At 54.8% G+C, this 20,034-nt stretch carries 13 protein-coding genes and 5 pseudogenes; 8 read left to right on the top strand and 10 right to left on the bottom strand.

Annotated elements, in window-relative coordinates:
• Positions 1–26 precede the first annotated feature (26 nt).
• Positions 27–740 carry an SOS response-associated peptidase family protein gene (locus CW305_RS00225; RefSeq protein WP_011914413.1) on the top strand — a complete coding sequence of 238 codons (714 nt, stop codon included), beginning with the start codon at positions 27–29 and terminating at the stop codon, positions 738–740.
• A gap of 585 nt (positions 741–1,325) precedes the next feature.
• Here the strand turns inward: CW305_RS00225 and CW305_RS00215 are convergent.
• Positions 1,326–1,980: pseudogene (locus CW305_RS00215) on the bottom strand (IS5 family transposase); the annotation flags it as partial.
• Positions 1,981–2,080: 100 nt separating this feature from the next.
• A complete protein-coding gene (lnt, locus tag CW305_RS00210) occupies positions 2,081–3,520 on the bottom strand; it encodes an apolipoprotein N-acyltransferase (protein ID WP_017246079.1) in 1,440 nt (479 codons plus the stop codon).
• Positions 3,521–4,110: 590 nt separating this feature from the next.
• Here lnt and CW305_RS00205 point away from each other — a divergent pair.
• Positions 4,111–4,230 (top strand): annotated as a pseudogene (locus tag CW305_RS00205) (Cd(II)/Pb(II)-responsive transcriptional regulator); the annotation flags it as partial.
• Positions 4,231–4,352: 122 nt separating this feature from the next.
• Here CW305_RS00205 and CW305_RS00200 read toward each other — a convergent pair.
• From CW305_RS00200 to CW305_RS00190, 3 genes are all read right to left on the bottom strand, one after another.
• Complete coding sequence (locus CW305_RS00200; RefSeq protein ID WP_104096812.1) at positions 4,353–5,726, bottom strand: heavy metal sensor histidine kinase; 1,374 nt, start codon at positions 5,724–5,726, stop codon at positions 4,353–4,355.
• Positions 5,723–6,397, bottom strand: a complete 675-nt coding sequence (locus CW305_RS00195; protein WP_008569962.1) for a heavy metal response regulator transcription factor — start codon at positions 6,395–6,397, stop codon at positions 5,723–5,725. The genes CW305_RS00200 and CW305_RS00195 overlap by 4 nt, the downstream gene beginning before the upstream one ends.
• A gap of 319 nt (positions 6,398–6,716) precedes the next feature.
• Entirely contained in the window at positions 6,717–8,036 is a 1,320-nt protein-coding gene (locus CW305_RS00190) for an OprD family porin (RefSeq protein WP_104096811.1), read from the bottom strand.
• Positions 8,037–8,427: 391 nt separating this feature from the next.
• Here CW305_RS00190 and CW305_RS23140 point away from each other — a divergent pair, with 391 nt between their 5' ends.
• The 5 genes and pseudogenes from CW305_RS23140 to CW305_RS00170 all read left to right on the top strand — a co-directional run.
• Complete coding sequence (locus CW305_RS23140; protein WP_128119964.1) at positions 8,428–8,817, top strand: hypothetical protein; 390 nt, start codon at positions 8,428–8,430, stop codon at positions 8,815–8,817.
• 58 nt (positions 8,818–8,875) lie between these two features.
• Positions 8,876–10,183 carry a TolC family protein gene (locus tag CW305_RS00185; protein WP_014822256.1) on the top strand — a complete coding sequence of 436 codons (1,308 nt, stop codon included), beginning with the start codon at positions 8,876–8,878 and terminating at the stop codon, positions 10,181–10,183.
• A 9-nt stretch (positions 10,184–10,192) separates the two neighbouring features.
• Positions 10,193–11,539: an efflux RND transporter periplasmic adaptor subunit gene (locus CW305_RS00180; RefSeq protein WP_021210272.1), complete on the top strand. Its 1,347-nt coding sequence runs from the start codon at positions 10,193–10,195 to the stop codon at positions 11,537–11,539.
• A 16-nt stretch (positions 11,540–11,555) separates the two neighbouring features.
• Positions 11,556–14,726, top strand: a complete 3,171-nt coding sequence (locus CW305_RS00175) for an efflux RND transporter permease subunit (protein ID WP_014822258.1) — start codon at positions 11,556–11,558, stop codon at positions 14,724–14,726.
• Positions 14,727–14,995: 269 nt separating this feature from the next.
• Positions 14,996–15,201 (top strand): annotated as a pseudogene (locus CW305_RS00170) (IS3 family transposase); the annotation flags it as partial.
• Between the two features lie 168 nt (positions 15,202–15,369).
• On the opposite strand, the gene CW305_RS00165 reads toward CW305_RS00170, so the two are convergent.
• Positions 15,370–15,699, bottom strand: coding sequence for a hypothetical protein (locus tag CW305_RS00165; protein WP_080950630.1), 330 nt, complete (start codon positions 15,697–15,699; stop codon positions 15,370–15,372).
• Between the two features lie 389 nt (positions 15,700–16,088).
• On the opposite strand from CW305_RS00165, the gene CW305_RS00160 reads away from it, so the two are divergent.
• Positions 16,089–17,009, top strand: coding sequence for a cation diffusion facilitator family transporter (locus CW305_RS00160; protein ID WP_003292671.1), 921 nt, complete (start codon positions 16,089–16,091; stop codon positions 17,007–17,009).
• A 215-nt stretch (positions 17,010–17,224) separates the two neighbouring features.
• On the opposite strand, the pseudogene CW305_RS00155 reads toward CW305_RS00160, so the two are convergent.
• The 4 genes and pseudogenes from CW305_RS00155 to CW305_RS00140 form a co-directional block, all read right to left on the bottom strand.
• A pseudogene (locus CW305_RS00155) lies at positions 17,225–17,686 on the bottom strand (methyltransferase family protein).
• Positions 17,687–17,690: 4 nt separating this feature from the next.
• The gene (locus CW305_RS00150; RefSeq protein WP_003291201.1) at positions 17,691–18,371 is read right to left on the bottom strand and encodes a DsbA family protein; all 681 of its coding nucleotides are present in this window, start codon (positions 18,369–18,371) and stop codon (positions 17,691–17,693) included.
• Positions 18,368–18,802, bottom strand: a complete 435-nt coding sequence (locus CW305_RS00145; RefSeq protein WP_181063838.1) for a disulfide bond formation protein B — start codon at positions 18,800–18,802, stop codon at positions 18,368–18,370. The genes CW305_RS00150 and CW305_RS00145 overlap by 4 nt, the downstream gene beginning before the upstream one ends.
• 206 nt (positions 18,803–19,008) lie before the next feature.
• Positions 19,009–19,197: pseudogene (locus CW305_RS00140) on the bottom strand (integrase core domain-containing protein); the annotation flags it as partial.
• Positions 19,198–20,034: the final 837 nt, after the last annotated feature.

Genomic DNA, 20,034 nt, shown 5'->3' with positions numbered 1-20,034 from the left:
ATTGAACCAGATGTGCGGGGGCACCCATGTGTGGACGTTTCGCTCAGTACCGAATCGCCTATGAGTACCTGGACAAGATCGCGATGCAGCTGCCCTTGCCATTGCGTGGCAGCGTGAATCCTGAGCCAATCGGACGCTACAACGTGTGTCCGCAATCACTGGTTCAGCTCCTGCACCAGGACGATGATGGCCTGCGCATGGAGCCGGTCAAGTGGGGTTACGCCCCATTGTGGGCACAGGGGAAGCGACCACCAGCGATAAATGCCAGGGTGGAAACGGCCGCGACTAGCAAGTTCTTTCGCGATATCTGGCAAACCGGCCGCGCAATAGTGCCCGCTGATGGTTGGTACGAGTGGAAGAAGGACGCGGCCAACCCGAAGATCAAGCAGCCCTACTACATCACGCTCCGTAGCGGCGAGCCGATGTTTTTCGCTGCGCTCGGGCGGTTTCAGCGAGGCGCCTCGCTGGAACCCCGAGACGGCGACGGCTTTGTTGTCATTACGTCATCTAGCGCTGCCGGCATGCTCGATATTCACGATCGGCGTCCTCTGGTTCTATCGCCAGAGTACGCTGCGCTCTGGATGCAGCAGGAGCTTTTGCCGCTCAAGGCTGAGGAGCTAGCACTGGCGCATGGTTTATGCGTCGAGGAATTCGAGTGGCATCCGGTGGGTAAGGACGTCGGGAACGTGCGGAATGATGGGCCGGAACTTATCAATAGGATCGCCCAGCCGCTGGTATAAAGGCATTTCGCTTCAATGACCGTTGGTGACAACCTAAATCAAGTGCGAGCTTTGCTTTCAGGCCCGCCACTGTATGGGCTCGCGCGACGGTGAGTCGTCAGTTTAGAAAAGTGAGCCAGGGAAATTCGCTAAAGCTCAAACGACGAGCTTGAACACACCTCTTAGGGGCAGATAGCACCGCTTCCGCTTACGGCCCAGAGTGTGTAAAAACGTCTGATCGAACCCTTGCTATGCTTTCGGGCGATTCCATCGCAAGGGTCACCCATGAAGCGCTTCATTCAAGGTGAGCATCGAGGCCAAAGTACGTTGCTCCCCCGGTATATTCGAGTTCGGAGAAGGTCTTCTGCACGCGCGTAACAAAGCTCATGGAGGGGGCTGGTTGAGGGGGCTCAGTGTGCCAAGGGTGGGGGCGGCTGGCTATTTATGCAGTGTCTCCCTAGGGATGGTCTGAAGTAGCCATGTATTTCTGGCTGACTTCAGCTTCCGCCGATTTTGAAAGCGGAAAATCGACCAAAAATGATCAGATCACCGCTCATTTCTGTGTTTTTAGCCGCCGCGAGCACCTCGCGGCGGCCATTCCCCGCATTACAGGCGCACCTCTCCCGCGTTGGTCAGTAACCGTCGGCGCGCCTTCCACAGATTCGACAGCGCGAACAGCGTGACCAACTGAGCGGTGTTCTTCACCAGCCCGCGGAAGCGCACCTTGGTATAGCCAAACTGCCGCTTGATCACGCGGAACGGGTGCTCGACCTTGGCGCGTACTTGGGGCTTTGGCCTTCTCGATCTTGCGCTTGGCTTTGTATAGCGCGCTGCGCTTATCGAGCTTCTTGTAGGTGATGCGGCGTGCCGCAACCTGCCAGATCACCTGACGCCCCTCATGCTCGGGACGCTTCTCAACGCCGGTGTAACCAGCGTCGGCGCAAACCACATTCTCGTCGCCGTGCAGCAGCTTATCGACCTGGGTGACATCCGCCACGTTGGCCGCCGTGCCCACCACGCTGTGCACCAAGCCCGATTCGTCATCCACGCCGATGTGCGCCTTCATGCCGAAGTAGTATTGCTGGCCTTTCTTGGTCTGGTGCATCTCCGGGTCGCGCTTGCCGTCCTTGTTCTTGGTTGAACTCGGCGCGTTGATCAGTGTGGCATCGACGATAGTGCCTTGGCGCAGCGACAGGCCGTGGTCACCCAGGTGGCCGTTGATCACAGCCAGGATGCCGGCAGCCAGCTCATGTTTCTCCAGCCCGGCTTTGGAGCTTTTTCCTGCGAGCCAATGCCATATGTAGACAAATCCCTTCCTTCTCACCCGATACAGAGTCTGCTCGCTGTGAGAATGGCAAGCGTTATGTATCCAACCGATGATACTGCCGAATTCGACGAAGCAGGAGCAAACCGAGTCCGAGTGCGATCACGCCAAGGATAGGCCAATCCCGCCAGCGCACATAAGGGGTCGCGCCAGTTCGGGGGGTCACTTCGGCGCTGAGGGTGGCTACGCGGAATTGAGGAGCGCGTGTAAGGACCTTTCCCTCATAGCTGACAGTTGCTGTGATGCCCGTGTTCGTGGCTCGCAGTAGGTCACGTCCGGTTTCGATGGCACGCATGCGGACCATCTGGAAGTGCTGGAGAGGGCCGATTGAGCTGCCGAACCAAGCATCGTTGCTGACATTCACCAGTAACTGCGCTTCGGGCAGAAGTTCCGTGACTTCAGCACCAAAGACCGCCTCGTAGCAGATGAGTGCTCCGACGGGCACACCCGCTGCGTTAAGGACGTGCGCTTCCCGTCCTGGTGTGAAATCGGACATAGGCGCCCCGAGCACGTCGAGGGCCGAACCCAAGAAGTTCCGGAGCGGAACATATTCACCGAATGGCACCAGGTGGCGTTTGTAGTAGTACCCTGCGGGATCTGAGAGGCTTATCACCGCGTTGTAGGTGCGACCGTCCGTCTCGCGTATAGGGACGCCAATCATTAACGAGGTGCCGGCCTGATCGGCTAACGCCTCGAGCTCAGCAAGATATTCTCTAGCCTGGTCATGCCACATCGGGATTGCCGCTTCTGGCCAAATCACGATGTCGGCCCCGAGATGCTGCTTCGTAAGCGTCTGATAGCGGTCAAGCGTGATTTCCCGGGAATCCGGGTCCCATTTTTTGTCTTGCGTGATGTTTCCCTGCAAGAGGGCAATATTGATAGGGCCAGCGGCTGGCTGCGTCCACTCACGATCCAGAATCTGCAAGCTGGCGAGAGTAGCGATTAACACGGCACCGGCTACCGTCGCACGGTGCAGGCTTAAGCCCAAGATAACCCACGCAAGCCCGCCAGCGAGCAAGGCCACCAGAAAACTCACGCCAAGCACACCAAAGACAGGAGCGATAGTGGCAAGTGTGGTGTCGGTCTGGCTGTAGCCGATAAAAAGCCAAGGAAAGCCGGTTAAGAACCAGGTGCGCATCCATTCACTCAACACCCATGCCGCTGGTAGCCCTAGCCAGAGCGCCGTCGCATCGATCTCAGGGTGCAGGCGGCGTACGAGATACGCGACGCCCCATGGGAAGAGAGCTAGCAGCGAGACAAAGGCCGTTGTGGCTAACACTGCCACCACGGGGCCATTGCCGTACTGGCTGATGCTGATGTAGACCCAGGAGACACCTACGCCGAAGTAACCAAGGCCAAATATGTAGGCCGACCATAGCGCCTGACGCCTTGAAGATTGCGCGACCAGGACAAATAATGCGGCAAGAGCCATCACCGCAATCCATGCCCAGCCCACAGGGGCAAAGGCAAGCGGCATGGCGCCTCCGGCTAGTAAAGCCATCACCCTTGTCAGAAACGTCTTGTAGCGCATTCCCGAGGTTAAGTCGGACGGTAGAGCGCACTTATCACCCAATGCTCTCGCCTCCTAAGCCAAGATCAACCCTGTAGCTCATGCTTTCTTGCTCCGCTCAACTCACACCCATCAACCCATTCGACGGGCTGACCAGAGTAGCAAAGTGAACTTTCTGAACTCGACAAGGTGCGCCGTAAGCTGGGAGCTGCTCCGTATTCGGGGCCATGCCGAGATAACGGGAAAATTCACTCACATCCATCCTAACTGATTGATTTATCAGAACATTTCCATGACGGGAATTTTTATGGAATCATAACGAGATCACGGAAAATTAAGACATTCAAACCATAAATGTTTGATTTCTAGGCTTTGTGTTGCTCTCACATGCTTGCGCATGTTCGCCCACCTTCAATTAGTCTCAAATGTGGGCTCGATGGCAGCTGTAAACTTTCCTCCCCTCGGAGGTGATGATCATGCGGCACGTTGCAATGCAGCCAACGGAAACGACTTCAGACGTTACCTGTGACGCTTGTTGCCAAAGCACAAGTATTGAAACCGCTCTGCAATCACTCGAACGACAACTCGTTTCACTGCGGGCTAATTGCAACGATGGGCGGGAAGTTGAGGCTTGCGGCATTCTCGCCGGAATTAGCGAGGACGCATGCATTAAATGAACGGCGTTGGGGCTTGCGGGCCTGGTTACCCGGCCAACGCGCATGCCCTCGAAATGGTTGTTTGTCCCTGTGGTTTTTGCCCCTTCGTAGTGATGGCTGTCTCCGTGCGGTATCACTTTGAGTCAGGCCTGCCGAGGAAACGTGAGTTCAAACGTGGTCCGACCGTCTTTGCTGGCGACGGCCACGTGGCCTTTGTGGAGGTTCATCACTGAGCGGACAATCGCTAGCCCCAATCCTGCCCCGTGAGGTTGTATGCCGTTAACGCGGTAAAAGCGGTCGAACAGATGTGGGAGATGATCCGATTCGATAGTCGCGCCATGATTGGTGACAGCCAGCGAGACGATGTCTACGTCCTCCTCAAGGATCTTAAGTTCGACCGTACTGCCAGTATTTGAATGCCGCAGCGCGTTGGATAGCAGGTTGGAAATGGCCCGCTGGACCATAAGTCGATTTCCCAAAATCATGGCATCGCCCGTTACTGTCGTAGCGACTCCCGCTTCTTCGGCAAGGACTTCGAAGTATTCACATACGCGCCTCGCCTCGCTTCCTAAAGATAATTGTTCGAGCTTCAGTGCTGGGCTGGCGTGGCTGGCCTGGGCGAGAAACAGCATGTCTGACACGATTCGATCCATGCGTTCGAGTTCTTCAACCGACGACTCGATCACCTCCCGATAATGCTCCTTGCTTCGCTCACGCACCAAAGTCACCTGCGCCTTGCCTATCAGGTTGTTCAGCGGAGTTTTTAACTCATGAGCCACATCGTCCGAGAATTGTGACAGTTGCTGAACGCCGTCATCGAGTCGATGAAGCATTACGTTGAGGCTGTGCGCCAATGCCTGGAGCTCTTGCGGAAGCCGATCGGTGCGGATTCGGGGTGATAGGTCCTGTGTCGATACCTTAGTCGCCAAGGCCCGGAACTTGCGCAGCGGTCGCAAACCATTTTGGGCGATTAGCCATCCAGCCAATCCGATCAATATCAGTAGCATCGGCACGGTCACTAAGGCCGAGCGCAGAAATGCAGCCACTAGCCGTTGATCGGCACTGCGATCTTGCGAAAGTAAAAGCGTCATTGGAGCCAGTCCCGGGACTTGGATTTGCTTGCGCCCGGTTAGCATCTGCACGCCATCTTTCGTTGTCCAGCCAAGATAGTCGCCGTCCCTGCTCACGAGATCCAGCTGCTGCGGCGCATTGGCGAATCGGCCGATACTGAAAATGGGTGATTTCGCTGTATCGCCGATGACCGTAATCGAAAGGTTGTCATGGCCGAGTACGGTATCGCTCAATGCGTGTTGCCAGGAGCGGCCCATACGGGCTTTGGTGTCTTCGAGGAGTCCATGATCGATCTGAGAGAGCTTGGCCGTCACTTCCTCCTGGGCGCGCAGTTCCAGTTGGCGCACCAGTACCCAGTAGCTCAGTGCAATCAGCAGCGCGACCAAAGCGGCGCCGGTCAGTGTGATTTGAAGCGCGAGACGCGATGCGAGGCTGAGTGGCTTCAAGGCCGCGCCTCCAGCACGTAGCCCACACCCCGGATGGTGTGTATCAGGCGATCGCCGAAGGGTTCGTCCACTTTCATCCGCAGGCGACGAATCGCAACATCCACCACATTGGTATCGCAGTCGAAATTGATGTCCCACACCATGGCAGTTATTTCCGTACGCGTGAGGACTTCGCCAGTCCGGCGCATGAGCAGATGCAATAACGCAAATTCTTTGCTGGTGAGGTCGATACGCTGACCGCTCCGGTAAGCCCTATGCCGGGCCGGGTCCAGTTCGAGGTCGGCTACACGCAGGTTGCTCGGAAGTGTGACTGCCTCGCCTCGCCGCAACAGTGTCCGGATACGGGCAAGCAGCTCGGGGAACTGGAACGGCTTGACCAGATAGTCGTCGGCGCCCGATTCCAAGCCGCGGACTTTTTGCTCTAAGCGGCCATTGGCAGTCAGCATGATGACGCGTGTCTGCTTACGCCGCCTGATGAGTTCGAGAACCTCCCACCCATCCATGGTTGGCAGATTCACATCTAGCAGCACGATGTCATAGTCGTTCTGCAGTGCCAGGTGAAACCCATCGAGGCCATCACTTACGCAATCGACCAAGTAACCACATTCGATAAGACCCTGCTGCAAGTATTCCGCAGCTTTGATCTCGTCTTCGACAACCAGGATGCGCATGTTTTCAGGTAACTCGGCAAGGAGGTGCGCGGTAAGCGGAACCAAAAAAATCCATGTAGTAACTAGGTCAAGACGAAAGCGGCTTGGCTCTAGCGTGAAAGGCAGAGGCGAAAAGATCTGCCCAGGGAAGCGGGAAGCACTTTAACGCGGTAAAAGCCCTGTGAGGGCTATCTTGCGAATTTGTAATCTACCGGTCATTTGGTTGACCCGCAGCGCGAGCGGGTGCACCAAACGAAAAAAGGCGCCCTGATGGGCGCCTGAAACACATCTTCAAACCAAGGGAGCAAACTAAAGAAGATGTGGTGTTGCTCATGGTGTTTCACAAGATCGAGAGAGGGTACTCGGCGATGAATCGGACCTCATCGAGGTCGGACTCGAAAGCAGTCGCCCGCGTGGTAGCCTGGCGCACCCGCAGAGACAAATCCTTGAGAGAGCCAGTCTGTACAACGTAGCGGGCTTCGACGTCGCGTTCCCAGCGGTTCTGTCCGGTCAGCGGCGCACCGTTATCGTCTTGGCGCATGTACACCTCGTTCGCGTTGCTGTAATCGGCGCCCCAACCGCGGGCGTAGCGGGTCATGAAAGTAAGCCCAGGTATGCCGTACCCCGCCATGTTCAGGTCGTAGCGCAGCATCCAGGACTGTTCTTTAGGTGAGTTGAAATCACTGTACTGGATGGAGTTGTTCAGGTAGATCGAGTCCGCCTGGCGCAGGTAGTCAAAGTCGTTGTTACCGTTGTTTCGCTGATACGACGCCGTGACGGTGTGCGCGCCGAAGGCGACACCCAGGCTGGAGCTCCATATGTTGTTGTTGAGTTCGCCCAACAGCTCGCGGCCTTCATCGGTTGCCTTGTAGTAGTTGAAGGTGCCCAGCAGCGCGACGACATCAGAAAGCGGGTAAGTGGCCGATACACCAAAGTAATGCTGATTCCATGCATCTTTAAGGCGGCTGGTATACAGGCTAAGACTGAGATTTTCGTTGACGCTATAGTCGCCGCCTGCGTAGCCGAGCCAAGGGGCGTCGACGGCACCGCCATAAAACGTGACGAAGTCATCGTTCGTGTTGCTGGTATTGGGCTGGCTCATCGCGTGTAGGCGCCCGGCCGCAAGCGTAAGACTGTCCAGCGAGTTGTTCACAACGGTGAACCCCTTGAAAGACTCCGGCAGCAGCCGAGAGTCGCCGAAGTGCACGACAGGTGTAGTGGGAAATACATCGCCGGCCTTGATCTCGGTGTCCAGCAAGCGTGCTTTCACCGCGCCCCCCACCCGTGTGAAGTCATCCTCAGGATCGCCAGCGCTGTCGTGGGGAAGCAGGTCGATGCTGCCGCCCACACCGGAGCGCCCCGAACCGGAGTCGAGCTTGAGGCCGAGCATGGCGAAAGCGTCGAAGCCAATCCCTACCGAGCCTTGGGTATATCCGGACTCGAAGAAGGCCATCAATCCGTGGGCCCATTCCTCGGAGTAGCCATTGCCGGCGGCACTCTCACCGTCGCGAAAATCCCGATTGAAATAGAAGTTGCGATTTATCAGCGATAGCGTGCTGCCTTCGATGAAGCCCTCGGCTGTTTCCGATTGGGCAAAGACCGGGGCGCTGCCCAATGCCAGTGAAAGGGCTGTCAGCGAAAAAACGGCCTTTTTGCTCATGATGATGCTCCTTATGTACGGCAGGTCAGTGCTCGAATGACGCCTTTCGCCTTTTTGTTTTTAGCGCTTGGCCATGTTCTTCCCCTAGAGATGACGGCAGGATTAGCGGCAAATGACTATTTTGTAATCTGAGGAAGCCCAATCGCGCACTCCTTCGATTACAGATTTGTAATGTTGCGGTCACCAGGTCGTTATCCACACTTATTTAAAGTCACCACCCCATAGCCATCAGCTATCTCGCCGGCTTGGCAAGGCTGATAAAAACGCTTTCGTGTATTTGTCTACTAAATTCAGGGCGAATCACTATCGCAGTAGAGGCGCATGTGTTTCGCGTCTTGGCGGGGGTAGTTCTTATGATTGGATTCGACATCTAAACCAGGAAGTCATCGTTTTGTCTTGGATGAGAAAAATAGTTTTGCTGATGTTGCTAGCCTTGTTTCCATTGCAATCATCATGGGCAGTTGTTAGCACGAGCTGCAGTCATGAGGATGGTTCGGCAGCAAATCATTTTGGACATCACGAACATCCGCACGAGTCTCTGGGTACTGACGAGGAAGGATCGTCAAAAGCCGCAAAAAAAATCAGTTTGGATGGAGACTGTGTCTTTCATGGCGACCATATCAAGCCGCTTATAACGAAAGGGATTTCTCCTGGTTCGGTATTATCAATAAGCTTGAAACCGTTTTTTTCTGCTAGCTACGCATCGGCTGAAGCCGGGCGTCCTGAAAAACCTAATTGGCGCATCGGTGCAAAGCCGGTGAGACGCCAGATTAACCAGTAGGACGCCATTTATCTGTATCTGAGGTCTCACCGAACCTTCCCTTTTCTAGGAGATTTCGGTGCGAAAAGTTATTTTACCGCTGGGGTTGACGATGTTGTCGTGCAACCTCGCCTTTGCGCAGCCTTTAGAGTTGCCGACCTTCACACAGACCTTACCTGCCAGTGTGGCAAATACCTTCCCCGTTGAGTCTGTCGACTCCATAAGCTTTCTACGCGCCTTGGAGCTCGCTAGCTCTGCAAGCCCTGAATTGGCTGCTGCAAGACGTGAGCTGGCTGCTTCTCGCGCATTGATTAGCCAAGCCGGAGCGCGTCCGAATCCAATATTGTCCGCTAGCCAGGAGGGAATCCGAGGTGATGCCCCCGAGACGACGCTTGAGCTGAGCCAAGAAATAGAGCTGGGTGGTAAACGTTCGGCTCGTATTGAGGCAGCGCAACGCGCCATGGACGTAGCGGCCGCCGACCTACAGGACGCTCAAGCTCGACTGAGGGGGGCAGTGATGGGCGCATACTACGATGTGCTTACTGCTCAAGAACGGCTGGAGCTCGCTCAGGCTGCTTCAAAGCTTGCGAAGCAAGCAGTGAACGTGGCCAATCGGCGTGTGAGGGCCGGCATGGTTTCTCCCGTAGAGGAAACCCGGGCGCGGGTTGCGGCTACTGGAGTGCAAGTGGAGCTTGCCCAGGCCACAGCTGAACTCGAAGCTGCGCGCACTCGTCTGGCGGCCAACTGGGGAAACCCACAGCCACGCTTTGAGCGAGTACTAGAGCCGGCAGAGGCAGTACCTCCGCTTCCCGAACTAGCTGAGCTTTATAGCCGCTTGAGCGATTCCGCTCAACTAACCCGCGCGCGTCGGGAAGCAGAAAGACGTCGGGCTGCGTTGGAGCTGGAAAGGACGAATCGCTTTTCTAACGTGACGGTTAGCGTAGGTGCCCAACGCTCAGATGAATATAACGGCACGCTGGGACTGGTGAGTATCTCGATGCCCCTGCCGTTGTTTGATCGAAACCAAGGCAACATCGGAGCAGCGCAGGAACGGGCCTACCAGGCGCAGGACGAGCTCAACGCCGTCCATATACGCCTGAAAAGCGAACTTTCCCAAGCGCACATGCGGCTGCGCACTGCCCGCCAGCAGTTTGAACTGTTGCGCAACGACATGCTCCCCAGTGCCCAAAGCGCTTATGAAGCTGCCAGCAAGGGGTTCGAACTTGGAAAGTTCACGTTCCTTGACGTACTGGATGCTCAACGCACGCTTTTCCAAGCCCGATCTCAGTATCTGTCTGCGCTATCACAAGCTAACCAGGCGGCGGCAGAAATCTCGCGAATTGTCGGCGATGGGTCGGCCGTTATCACCTCGGCCACTCAGCCATAAGGAATCCATATGACAAGTAAATCGAACACATCTTCCTTGGCTGTTCACAAAAAACAGATTTTTTGGATCGTCGTCATATTAGGCGTGGCACTGGTGCTTGGTGGATTACTTCTTAGCAGTAGTCCTGCCGTGCCCAATGCGAGCGACGCGCATGGCGAGCATGGTGGCGCTTCGGAGCATGAAGATGAAGGGCATTCGGATGAGAATACCGAAGCCGAAGGAGGTCATGGCCATGATGAAGAAGGCGCCGATAGCGATCACGAGGTCGGTGCGGCAGAGAAAGATGAGCATGACGATGGCCCTGAGGGAGCGGCGCACGCTGAAGCAGCAGAGGTTGAACTCTCTGAGACCCAAATCCTAGCCGCGGGCATCTCGCTAGCAACCGCTCAGCCTGCGCAGATAAAAAGCGCAATCGAGCTGCCTGGCGAAATTACATTCAACCAAGACCGCACAGCGCAAGTTGTGCCTCGTCTCTCAGGTGTCGTTGAAGCGGTCAAAGTCGATTTGGGCGAACAGGTGAAACAGGGGCAAGTGCTTGCTGTGATCGCGAGTACCGACCTGTCGGAACGTAGAAGCGAGTTCTACGCGGCACAAAAACGTCTTGCATTGGCTCAGAAAACCTATCGACGCGAAAAGGAGCTGTGGGAAGAGCGTATTTCTGCAGAACAGGATTATTTACAGGCACAACAGGCTCTACGGGAAGCAGAGCTGACGGTTGCGAATGCAAAAGCACAGCTACAAGCGCTTGGTAGTGATGCTGGCAAGCCAGACGCATTGAGCCGCTACGAACTCAGGGCGCCGTTCGATGGGATGATCGTTGAGAAGGACATCACGCTCGGTGAGTCAGTCAATACCGACGACCAGATATTCATCATTTCCGATCTCTCTACCGTTTGGGCAGATATCAGCGTTCCTGCCAATGCACTCAGCGCGGTACGAGTCGGCAGCAACGCGGTTATCGAAGCCACAGCATTCGAGTCCAGTGCCAATGGCACCGTTTCTTATGTCGGCTCACTTGTTGGTCAGCAAAGCCGCGCCGCTACCGCCCGGGTCACGCTTCCGAACCCGGAAGGTGTTTGGCGTCCCGGCCTGTTCGTCAAAGTGCGGGTAGGCTCTGGCGGAGTGTCCGTGCCGGTTGCAGTCAAGCCCGATGCGATCCACACGTTGGAAGATAATCCGGTGGTGTTTGTACGGACCGACCATGGCTTTGCTGCTCAGCCAATCGTGACTGGTCGCGGCGATAGTGAAGCGGTTGAAATCAAGGAAGGTCTTCAGGCCGGAGTGCGCTATGCCTTGGCCAACAGTTTCATCATTAAGTCCGAGCTTGGCAAAGCCAGCGCCTCGCATGCTCACTGATACGGAGTTATAGACTGTGTTCGAACGTATCATTCGCTTTTCTATAGAGCATCGCTGGCTGGTTTTGCTAGCCGTGCTTGGCATGGCAGCGTTAGGAGCTTACAGCTACCAAAAGCTGCCTATCGATGCTGTCCCTGATATCACCAACGTACAGGTGCAAATCAACACTGCGGCCCCAGGTTATTCCCCGCTGGAAGTGGAGCAGCGCATTACCTACCCGCTCGAGACGGTAATGGCCGGGTTGCCCAAGCTCGAGCAGACCCGTTCCTTGTCTCGATATGGACTTTCTCAGATCACAGTTATTTTTGAGGAAGGCACTGACATCTATTTTGCCCGCCAACTTGTGAATGAGCGCTTGGGAGGGGCCAAAGATCAGCTTCCGGAAGGCGTCACTCCAACACTTGGCCCTATTTCCACTGGGCTTGGCGAAATCTATTTTTGGACGGTTGAAGCTGAGGACGGTGCCACCAAATCGGACGGTACGCCTTATACCTCTGCTGACTTGCGTGAGATTCAAGATTGGATCATCAAACCGCAAGTCCGCAATGTACCAGGCGTAACTGAGATCAATACGATCGGAGGATATGCAAAGGAATATCAGATCGCCCCCAATCCAGACACTTTGCGGTCGTTTGGACTGACATTACAAGATCTGATCGAAGCGGTTGAGCAAAACAATAACAATCTAGGTGCCGGATATATTGAAAAACGCGGCGAGCAGTATCTTGTTCGTGCTCCAGGACAAATGCAATCAGTAGAGGACATCCGCAATACCCTTATTAGCAACGTTGACGGTACCCCAGTACGTATCCGCGACGTTGCGACGGTAGAGGTTGGAAAGGAGCTCCGTACTGGCGCAGCCACCGAGAATGGCCGCGAAGTGGTTCTAGGTACGGCTTTCATGCTTATCGGTGAAAATAGCCGGGTAGTTTCTAGGGCTGTCGATGACAAGATGAAAGAGATAAACCTTTCGCTTCCAGAGGGCGTAAAGGCGATTACTGTCTACGATCGAACTGTACTCGTAGACAAAGCTATATCCACCGTTAAGAAGAACCTCACTGAGGGTGCCATTCTTGTTGTGGTTATACTTTTTCTCTTCTTGGGCAATATCCGTGCGGCGATCCTAACCGCACTTGTTATACCGCTGGCGATGCTCTTTACGTTCACCGGCATGGTAGCCAACGAGGTCAGCGCCAACCTGATGAGCTTAGGCGCATTGGATTTCGGCATCATTATCGATGGTGCCGTGGTGATTGTTGAGAACTGCGTGCGTCGACTTGCTCACGCTCAGTCCCATCACGGGCGGGCATTAACGCTGTCCGAACGGCTTCATGAAGTGTTCGCTGCGGCAAAGGAAGTGCGTCGGCCTCTACTCTATGGGCAGCTGATCATTATGATCGTATATCTGCCGATATTCGCCCTTACAGGGGTAGAAGGTAAGATGTTCACGCCCATGGCGTTTACCGTAGTGACAGCGCTATTCGGGGCGATGATTCTCTCGGTGACGTTCGTCCCGGCAGCCGTTGCGCTCTTTATCGGCAAGCGTGTTACAGAGAAGGAAAACTTTCTAATCCGCAATGCTAAACGGGCCTACGCACCTGCATTCGATGCGGTGATGTCCAACAAGCCAGTAGTGCTCACCTTTGCCGTTGTTGCAGTTGTACTTTCCGGCCTCGTAGGGGCACGTATGGGCAGTGAATTCGTGCCTAGCCTCAACGAGGGGGACTTCGCTATCCAAGCCCTTCGTGTACCGGCTACCAGCCTTAGTCAGTCTGTCGAGATGCAGCAGCAGCTGGAGCGAAAGCTCATGGATGAGTTTCCGGAGATCGAGCGGATTTTTGCGCGCACAGGCACTGCGGAGGTGGCATCCGATGCCATGCCTCCAAACATCTCTGACGGGTACGTCATGCTGAAGCCACAAGAGCAGTGGCCGGATCCAGGCAAGTCGCGCGACGAACTCTTAAGCGAGGTCCAAGCATCCGCCGCTGAGTTACCGGGCAATAACTACGAGTTTTCCCAGCCTATTCAGCTGCGTTTCAACGAGTTGATTTCCGGTGTTCGTGCCGCTGTAGCCGTGAAAATCTATGGTGATGACATGGAGGTTCTTAACAGCACGGCGGCGGAAGTGTCCGAGGTGCTAGGACAAGTACCAGGCGCCTCCGAGGTTACGGTCGAGCAAACGACTGGCCTTCCTATGCTCACGATTGATATCGATCGCGATCAAATCGCACGATACGGCCTGAGTTTAGATACCGTCCAGCAAGCGGTTGCAGTAGCCATCGGGGGCCGAGAGGCAGGCACCTTGTTTCAAGGAGACCGGCGTTTCGATATCGTAGTTCGTTTACCGGACGAGATACGAAGCGATCTCGCCGCAATTGAGAGGCTCCCAATTGCCCTTCCAAGGGAATTAAACAGCGCCATAAGTTATATCCCCCTCGGCGAGGTGGCCACTCTGGATTTGGCCCCCGGTCCGAATCAGATCAGTAGAGAGGAAGGGAAACGGCGAATTGTCGTTAGTGCAAACGTCCGTGGTCGGGACATTGGATCATTCGTATCTGAGGCAGAACAGAAAATCCAGGCCCAAGTAGATATCCCGGCAGGTTATTGGATCGACTGGGGCGGTACCTTCGAGCAGCTTGAATCGGCAACGAAGCGGCTGCAGATCGTCGTCCCCGTGGCGCTGCTCCTGGTGTTCATTCTGCTTTTCATGATGTTCAACAATGTCAAAGACGGCTTATTGGTCTTTACAGGGATTCCATTTGCGCTCACCGGAGGCATTGTTGCGCTGTGGCTGAGAGATATCCCGTTGTCCATTTCAGCAGGAGTTGGCTTTATTGCTCTGTCAGGCGTCGCCGTTCTAAATGGCCTGGTAATGATCTCCTTCATCCGTAGCCTACGGGAGCAAGGTTTACCTCTGGACACCGCGATCCGCGAGGGAGCTCTGACCCGGCTACGGCCGGTATTGATGACAGCCTTGGTGGCTTCACTCGGGTTCGTTCCGATGGCCTTGAATGTGGGTACCGGTGCAGAGGTACAACGTCCCCTTGCGACAGTGGTAATCGGAGGGATTCTCTCCTCAACGGTGCTAACGCTATTAGTGCTACCGTTGCTCTACCAGCTGGCTCATCGGCGCGAAGACGAATTGGAGGAGCAAGAAATTGCGCTAGCCGCTGACAGAACTAGCTAGAAAATCGAGTGGCGGCACACAACGCCCCGTTCTTGCTAGCTAGCGAGAACGGGGCGTGTTGGTTTCGGAGTGCTAAGATTCAGCTGCGGCGCAGCGGGCAGCAAAGCCTTTATAGCGTAGGTCTAATGCATCTAAGCGGTGAATAGAAAGGGTGCTCAGCGCTTAGTGCGTATGACTCCGCGCTACATACGCCTCCTCGGCTGATGGCTTTCACCCACGGTGAGCTGACGAAAAAAGATTATGCAAGCAGCGGCTGAGCTGCCCCGGGCGGCAGCACGGGCGATAGCTACGAAAACGCCCTGGCTGGACCGATCAGCGGGCTTTACAAGGCCGAGCTGACACCTTCAATCATGGACGAACCGCGAGGCCGTTGAGATGGCGACCCTGACGTGGATGCGTTGTACGCCACCAGCGTCTGTTCAGCTCAATCGGATATGCTCTTGCGAACGCTAATAACAGACAGATCAGGCGATAGCGGCCTGACTTAACGAAACGGCCTATAAAGGCCGGGGCGATTCGCTGGTAGCGATGTTGCGGGCAAGTGATGGACACAAAAAAGCGCCCCGAAGGGCGCTTAGAGTACAACTGCTTCCAACGGTGCTTGGAAGCTGCCGGCGGCGGATATCGTTCAGATATTAAGCGGTTAGTCAGCTTTGGTTTCTTTCTTAATTTCCGTGTTGTTCTGATCTTGGCGAATATCATTAACCTTCAACTCGTTTGCTTTTTTTTCGGCGGATTCGGTTCCGTGAATTCGCTTTTGATCTGCTCGGAATTTTTCATTAAATTTCATTGAACGGTCGTATCCATCTCCTGCATAAGACGATGCGGAGCCGAAAATTACCAAACCAACAACAATAGCTTTCAACAGATTCATAGGGCAGTCCTCGCTAAATTCAAAGGTGGCTTGCTGAGCTTTCTCGCTGAGCCCTGCAGGTTCGAATGAATTTTGCGTGATTGAAGCTAACAGCAGCATGAGCCAAGCATTACATTATTGAAATGTAATGCTTCCATTGCGCGGTGACATGAGCGCCTTGCTTCGTCATGTCAGCACCGAGGCGCACCAATCTGCAAGGGCCTATCCTACGAAAAGAATGATTGGAAGATTACAATTTTGTCATCCTCGGATTGACGCCGTATCATCTATCATTAGCGAGCAACGTCGTTTAACGTTTGAGAGGGATCGACCTGTTGTCGGCGAGTTAAAGACGATAACGCACGAACTCGCTCGAGGGTGGTCGCATTTTCTGTCAGTGTGGCTTGGAGGGCCAGATGGTATAGGCGCTAGTATTTTTATTATCTCTTATGGGCGGTCGTTTGGCTCCCCTATTTTTCTTACGCTAGTTTTTAAGGAGCGGTAAAAATATGGCTCACGAACATAACCATAACACCGAAGCCATGGGTGATAAGCGTTTAATCGCAGCTATTGGCGTTAATACTGCACTAACTCTGGCACAAGTTGTTGGCGGGATACTTTCTGGGAGCTTATCGCTCATAGCGGATGCACTACACAACTTGAGCGATGCTGCATCACTGGTTATTGCGCTCATCGCACGTAAGATCGGCCGCAAACCGCCAGATGCTTTTAAAACCTTTGGCTACCGACGCAGTGAAACCATAGCGGCTTTGATTAACTTGGTCACGCTGATTATCGTTGGTCTCTACCTCATCTACGAAGCTATAGGTCGGTTTTTTTCCCCACAGCCCATTGAAGGATGGACAGTGGTCGTGGTGGCGGGAATAGCCTTGATTGTAGATATCGCTACGGCCTTGCTCACCTACACAATGTCTAAGAATAGCATGAATATAAAGGCGGCATTCTTGCACAACGTGTCGGATGCGTTGGCCTCCGTCGGCGTTATTATTGCCGGAACATTGATCCTCCTGTATGGCTGGTATTGGACAGATACTGTCCTGACGCTGATGATTGCTGGTTACGTGCTATGGCAGGGCTTTAGCATGCTACCTAAAACCATTCACTTGTTGATGGAGGGCGCGCCAGAAGGAGTTTCCATCGCCGACATAATCAATATCATGGAACATGTAAACGACGTTGTGAGTGTTCACCACGTACACGTATGGGAAATCGCTGAGCATACAATCGCACTGGAAGCACATGTTGTCATCAAGAAGGCTAGCCTGCCCGATATTGAACGAGTAAAGACTGATTTAAAACGAGTACTTCATGAGCAATTCAAAGTCAGCCACTCGACACTTGAAATGGAGCTAGACGGCAGTGTTTGTATCGACACCAGGCAGGCCGACAGTCATCGCAGCGAAGCATAAGCCTGCTTTGCGCTCAACGCTGTTGCTAGACAGTTAGCTCGATATCAACGGAGTGAACTTGTGACATCACTCGTTGCCGCTATGTCATCGACCAGAGACATGCTAGCGGCATGTGGCCAAAGCAGTTCTTCACAAGGAGATCAGGCTAGGTCGTGGGCATCTTCGGCATGCTGATGTGACGAGTAAGCCCCGGCAGACGCTAACGCCGCCGAGGCTCAGAGCCAGCGGCGGACTTGTGCGCGGTAGCGGACGAATGATTCGCCGAACAGTGCTTCCAGCGCCCACTCTTCGGGTGCTACTTGGAAACGGTTCATGTACAGCACGAAAGCAACCACGCCCAGCAGGGTCAGAGGCGAGGCCAAGGCCAGCGCCCAAGCCGCAAGGATAATGGCGAAGCCTAAGTACATGGGATTGCGGCTGTATTGCTAGATGCCAGCCTCCACTAATGCCGAAGCCTGCTGCGGCATTAGTGGATTGACCGTAGTGCGAGCGCGGCGAAACGACAGTACGCCGGCGAGGCACACGCCGAGCCCCAGGAGCAGTACCGGCAAAGCGAAGGTCAGGCGCGCGGTCCATGCCAGTTCGAAGCCCGGCAATTTGGTTCCCGACAAACCCATCAGCACAGCCATCAGGCCCGCCACGAGCAGCGGTGGCACGCGGTTTTCCAGCGCGCTCATAGTGTTATTCCCGTGCCTTGGCCACTTCGCTGTTCACCAACTGGCGCAGCGGCTCCGGGCCAAACTCGCTGAGCGCACGACCATTGACAAAAAAGGTCGGCGTGCCACGAACCCCAACGGCCTTAACGTCCTGCATGTCCGTTTCCAGCACGGCGTTGACGCCAGGCGTATGCATCTCCTGGCGGGCCTGCTCCAAGTTCAAACCGACGCGCTCTGCAGCAGCCCATGCCTGCGTTACCTTGGGGTCGTCGTGCCAACCGGGTTGGGCCTCCAGCACAGCCTCCAACACTTGTTCATGGAGATTTTGCTTACGCGCCGCCTCCAGCATTCGCGCCACCTCTTCGGAGCCTTGATGGAACAGTACATAGCGCAGCACCAAACGCACGTCTTCCGGGTTCTCGGCGAGGATCTGCTTCACATAGGGGTGAAAGGCGCGACATGCCTCGCAGGAAGGATCAAAGAATTCGACGATGGTTACTGGAGCCTGCGCCGGGCCGAACACCGGTGAGTGGAAGCGAACCAACTGGCCGCCGCCTTGTTTGGTTTGTGTCGCGGCCTCTTGGGCGGTCGAACCGGGAGCCTGGGCCTGTTGAGGCGACTGGGAGGGGGAATAGAAGAATGCAGCGGCAGCAAAGACGGCCAGGATCACGACACTGACGATCAGGACCACGGAACGGCGATTCATGGAGTTGTTCTCCGACGGATGAGAATGAGCAGGATGGCGATCAGGATAAAGCTGAACAAGGCGAGTGCCGGCAGGGGCACCACGCCGAAGAGGGTCATTCCGGCGCCTGAGCAGGATGGACCAGTGGCCGTGCAGGGCTGGATCGGCTGCGGAATCAGCCCTGCATAGAGCAGCGTGTGAACAAATGCCAGCGCCGCACCGATAACGGTCAGCGGTAGGGCATAACGCCAGACTGTAAAATCCGAGCGGTAGCAGGCTATGGCCAGGATCACCGCCAGCGGAAACATGAAGGCACGCTGGAACCAGCACAACACGCAGGGTGCCTGGCCCATTACCTCACCAATGAACAGCGCGGACAGGGTCGATACCAGTGCGAACAGCCAGGTTAGCAGCAGCAGGTTCCAGGTCATATTGGAACGTTGAGGGATCATTGCGGTGAACTCTTGGCGTTGGCGAACACTAGCGTCAGAGCCCCCATCCGATGGATTTGAAACATCATGCTCCCTCTTATCCGAAAAACTTGTTAGGAGTGTTGCAGACTTCGCCCAACGACACACTAGAAGCTGAAAGCAACTAGGCAGGTCTGTCCCGGGGTTGGCGGACAGATAGTTGAGAGCTACTGCTCGCGTTTGCCCGCTCAAACCTCGATCGGACTAAGGTAGCCCAGCGTCGAGTGGCGCCGAGGGTGATTGTATAAGCGGATGTAGTCGAGCAGGTCGGTTTTCGCTTCATAGCGAGTCAGGTACACCAGTTCGGCGTTAAACGAGCTGAAAAAGCTCTCTATCGCCGCATTATCCCAACAGCTCCCTGCCGCAATCCGAGTACAGCGGCATCTCCGATCGTGGCTGCGGGCATGCGACGGCCATCACCAGCGCGGCATGTACGTTGGCTTATTGAGATCGTTGCAAAAAACTGCCGCGCGATATTCGCAACGGCCGGCACATTGGCGCTACGAGGTAATGACCGGCTAACGCCTCGATAGCGCGAGCCTTACATCGCGGGCTGCGAAAAATCGCGCTCCTAGGATCTGGATAGACCAAATATCTCATGCCTTTTCCGCTTTTTCACCTCAGTGGCAAGCATGAACAAGGTGCTCTAGCACCGTGGAGATGGCGGTTCGACGAGGCGCTGCTCCGTGGAGGCAGTGTATTGTTGTTCCTACGCGCCTCTTGAGCAGGGTCTGCAGGTCAACGGAGTGAGGCGCGGCAAAGGTTTTATGTGCTGTAGAGTTGCAGCAGTGTGATGCCAAAGCCTAAGTTGCAGCAGCAATCTTGGGCTCCACAGCATGCACGTTGTATGTACGGTGAAATTGTCAAAATATTTTGGCAAAAATCGTTGTTCTAGTCAGTTCTCTACACGTTGATTGTCGAAATATTATTATTTGAAAGCTGACTCTAATCGACCTCAGCCCCCGATTTATAGCTCTGAAATTGTCAGAATTATTTGTAAGCCACCACGTGTTGGCTGCACGGAATAAAGATTGACACAATATAATAAAGTCTGACACAAGCTATTAAAGTCTGACACAATGCCTAAACCCCTGTATCTACAGGGGTTTTCCGTTTATGGGCTAAGCCGTTTGTCAGCGACCGCCACGTTAGATTTTAGTAGGAGTAGTCTGGAAAGCCCTTCGACATGGCTGCTTGGCAGCCCTGCGTTTTCC

It is taken from the genome of Stutzerimonas kunmingensis (assembly GCF_002929225.1).
Lineage (GTDB): Bacteria > Pseudomonadota > Gammaproteobacteria > Pseudomonadales > Pseudomonadaceae > Stutzerimonas.
Note: the sequence above shows the minus strand (reverse complement) of the source record. Positions and strands in the feature narration are given on the sequence as shown.